The 4,170-nt window shown below is 74.4% G+C and carries 2 protein-coding genes; both read left to right on the top strand.

Annotated features, from left to right (window positions below; translation table 11 throughout):
• Window positions 1-2,308: SDR family NAD(P)-dependent oxidoreductase (locus ACZ6Y7_RS37875; RefSeq protein WP_465762533.1), on the top strand; the 2,308-nt coding region annotated here is incomplete at its 5' end.
• Between the two features lie 41 nt (window positions 2,309-2,349).
• Window positions 2,350-4,170, top strand: a 1,821-nt coding sequence (locus ACZ6Y7_RS37870) for a type I polyketide synthase (RefSeq protein ID WP_465762532.1), incomplete at its 3' end; no start/stop codon positions are given.

Genomic DNA, 4,170 nt, shown 5'->3' with positions numbered 1-4,170 from the left:
CGGCGCCCCGGTCGACTGGACGTCCGTCCTGCCGGCCGGCCGGCGGGTGGACCTGCCGACCTACGCCTTCCGGCACCAGCGGTTCTGGCCGAAGGTCCCGTCGGCCCTGCCGGCCGGCTCCCCGGCCACCGGCCGGGACGGCTCGGGCACCGCGGCCGAGGCGGCGTTCTGGGCGGCCGTGGAGGGCGGCGACCTGGAGCAGCTCGCCGACACGCTGGCGATCGAGGACCAGCGGCAGCAGCAGCTCGGCGAGCTGCTGCCTGCCCTGACGACGTGGCGGCGCCGTGACCTGGAGCGGTCGACGACCGCGAGCTGGCGCTACCGGATGGGCTGGGCGCCGGTCGCCGACCCCGACCCGGTCCTGCTGTCCGGCACCTGGCTGGTCGCGGTCCCCGCGGAGCCGGCCGCCGCCGACCTGGCGCGGGGCTGCGAGGTGGCGCTCGGCATGCGCGGTGCCGACGTCGTGGTGGCCGAGGTCCCGGCCGGGACCTCGGACCGCGACGCCCTGGCGGCGCTGCTCACGCGGTCGCTCCGGGACGCGGGCGCGGAGCCGGCCGGCGTCGCCGGTGTGCTGTCGCTGCTGGCGCTGGACGAGACGCCGCTGCCGGACCACCCGGTGGTGGCCGGCGGGCTGGCCGCCACCCTCACCCTGATCCAGTCGCTCGGCGACGCCGGGATCGAGGCGCCCCTGTGGCCGGCCACCCGCGGCGCGGTCTCGGCCGCGCCCGGCGAGGTGCCGACCAGCCCGGTGCAGGCGCAGGTGTGGGGCCTCGGCCGGGTCGTCGGCCTGGAACACCCCGATCGCTGGGGCGGGTTGGTCGACCTTCCCGAGGCGATGGACGACAAGGCCGGCGCCCGGCTGGTCGCGGTGCTCGCCGGCTGCGGCGAGGACCAGGTCGCCATCCGGCCGGCCGGGATGCTGGGCCGGCGGATGAGCCGGGCCGCCGAGGCACGGGGCGAGGGCCGCTGGACGCCGCGCGGCACCGTGCTGATCACCGGTGGCACCGGCGCGATCGCCGGGCACGTCGCGCGGTGGCTGGCCGAAGGGGACGCGCAGCGCGTGGTGCTGACGGGCCGTTCCGGTCCGGCGGCCGCCGGGGTCGCCGCGACGGCCGCCGGGCTGGCCGCCCGGGGCACCCGCGTGGACGTCGTCTCCTGCGACGTGAGCGACCGGTCCGCCGTGGCCGGGCTGGTGGCCTGGATCGGCGGGAGCGGCCCGGCGCTGTCCTCGGTGATGCACACGGCCGCCGTCCTGGACGACGGCGTCGTGGACCGCCTCACCCCGGCGCGCCTGGCGACGGTGCTGGCGGCCAAGGCCGCGAGCGCCGCCCACCTCGACGAGCTCACGGCGGACCTGGACCTCGACGCGTTCGTGCTGTTCTCCTCCGCGGCGTCGACCCTCGGCTCCGCCGGCCAGGGCAACTACGCGGCCGCGAACTCCTACCTCGACGCCCTGGCCGAGAACCGGCGGGCCCGCGGGCTGGCCGGTCTGTCGGTGGCCTGGGGCCAGTGGGGCGGCGGCGGCCTGGCGGAGTCCAAGGAGGCGATCCGGGAGCGGATGAAGAAGCTCCCGATGTCGGCGATGGACCCGCAGCTGGCGGTCCGCGCGCTGGGCGAGTCGCTGCAGGGGCCCGACGCCGTCGTGACGGTGATGGACGTCGACTGGGCCGTGCTCGCGCAGACCGCGGTGAACCTGCCCGAGGCGCCGCTGGTCCGGGACCTTCCGGAGGTCCGCCGGCTCGCCACCGCCGGCACCCGGTCCGCCGAGGCGGCCGCTCCCGCCGAGGGCGAGCTGGGCCGCCGCCTGGCCGGCCTGGACCGCGCCGAGCAGGAACGGGTCCTGACGGACCTGGTGCGGGCCGAGGCGGCCGTCGTCCTGGGCCACGCGTCGGCGGAGGGGGTGCAGGCCCAGCAGGCGTTCAAGGACCTGGGATTCGACTCGCTGACGGCGGTGGAGATCCGCAACCGGTTGAACACTGCGACCGGACTGCGGGTGCCCGCTACGTTGATTTTCGACTACCCCACCCCGGTGGCGGTGGCCGCCTGGCTGCGCACCGAACTCGCCCCGGACGAGACGGGCTCGGTGCCGGTGCTCGACGACCTCGACAAGCTCGAATCCAGCCTGTCGGGCGCGGCACCCGACCAGGACACCAGCGAGCGGATCACGAGGCGGCTGCAGAGCATTCTGTCGAAGTGGATCGAAAAGCAGGGCGAAGCGGAGTCCGGCGGCGGCGAGGTCGAACTCGAGTCGGCAACACCCGACCAGGTGTTTGAGTTTCTCGACAAGGAACTTGGTCTGTCCAACTAGTTACTTCGCGCTAATAGACGGCATTTTGGTAAGGGGTCACTGTGGATAACCAAGAGAAACTCTTCGACTACCTCAAGAAGACCGCGGCCGAGCTCCAGGAGACGCGCAAGCGCCTGCACAAGCTGGAGGCGGGCGAGTACGAGCCGCTGGCGATCGTCGGCATGGCGTGCCGGTACCCGGGCAACGTGGAGACCCCGGAGGACCTCTGGGAGCTGCTGGCCGCCGGCGGCGACGCGGTCGGCGAGTTCCCCACCGACCGCGGGTGGGACCTGGAGAGCATCTACGACCCGGACCCGGAGAAGTCCGGCCGGTCGTACACGCAGTCCGGGGCCTTCGTGAAGGACGCCAGCGGATTCGACGCCGCGTTCTTCGGGATCAGCCCGCGCGAAGCGGTCGCCATGGACCCGCAGCAGCGGCTGCTCCTGGAGGTCTCCTGGGAGGCCCTGGAACGCGCCGGAATCGACGCGGGAACGCTGAAGGGCAGCAAGACCGGCGTTTTCGTCGGCGGTTTCACCTCGAACTACCTGGTGAACCTGGAACTGGCGGAAGGGGGCACGGCCGGGCTGGAAGGTCACATGATGACCGGCAACCTGACCGCCGTGCTCTCCGGCCGCGTGTCCTACGTGATGGGACTCGAAGGCCCGGCGGTCACGGTCGACACCGCCTGCTCGTCCTCCCTGGTGGCGCTGCACCTCGCCTGCCAGGCGATCCGCGCCGGGGAGTGCTCGATGGCGCTCGCCGGCGGTGTGACCGTCCTCGCGCAGCCCGGCATGTTCGTCGAGTTCTCCCGGCAGCAGGGCCTCTCGGTGGACGGCCGCTGCCGCGCGTTCTCCGAGGACGCCAACGGGACCGGCTGGGCCGAGGGCACCGGCATGCTCGTCGTGGAGAAGCTCTCCGACGCGCGCCGCAACGGCCACCAGGTGCTCGCGGTGATCCGCGGCTCCGCGATCAACCAGGACGGCGCGTCCAACGGCCTGACGGCGCCCAACGGCCCGTCCCAGCAGCGGGTGATCCGCGCCGCGCTGGAGAACTCCCGGCTGTCCGCCGCCGACATCGACGCGGTGGAGGCGCACGGGACGGGCACCAAGCTGGGCGACCCGATCGAGGCGCAGGCGCTGCTCGCCACCTACGGCCAGGAGCGCGGCGGCGACCAGCCGCTGTGGCTGGGCTCGGTGAAGTCCAACCTGGGGCACACCCAGGCGGCCTCCGGTGTCGCCGGTGTGATCAAGATGGTGATGGCGCTGCGTAACGAGCAGCTGCCGAAGACCCTGCACGTGAAGCAGCCCACGCCGCACGTCGACTGGGACGCCGGCGAGGTGGAGCTGCTGACCGAGCCCGTCCCGTGGCCGGCCGGTGAGCGCGTCCGCCGCGCGGGTGTGTCGTCGTTCGGCGGCAGCGGGACGAACGCCCACCTCATCCTGGAGGAGGCGCCCGCCGAGGACGCCGCGGCCGAGCCGCAGGAGGAGACCGCTCCTCCGGTGGTGGCGGGCGCCGGCGCGTGGCTGGTGTCGGGCCGCTCGGCCGAGGGGCTGACGGCCCAGGCCGAGCAGCTGCGGGACTGGGTGGCGGCACGGCCGGAGCAGTCGCCGCAGGACGTGGCGTGGTCGTTGGCGACCACCCGCGCGACCTTCGAGCACCGCGCCGTGGTGGTGGGCGGTGACCGCGGCGAGCTGACGGCCGGCCTGGAGAGCCTGGCCGACGGCGTGCCCAGCGGTGCCCTCGTCTCGGGCGTGGCCCGGGCCGACGCGCGCCCGGTGTTCGTCTTCCCGGGTCAGGGTTCGCAGTGGGTCGGTATGGGCCGGGAGCTCGCCGAGTCGAGTCCGGTGTTCGCGGCGCGGTTGGCGGAGTGTGCGGCGGCGCTG

This window comes from Kitasatospora sp. NPDC053308 (genome assembly GCF_055585785.1).
The sequence above is the reverse complement of the archived record's forward strand: the minus strand, read 5'-3'. Positions and strand labels throughout refer to the sequence as shown.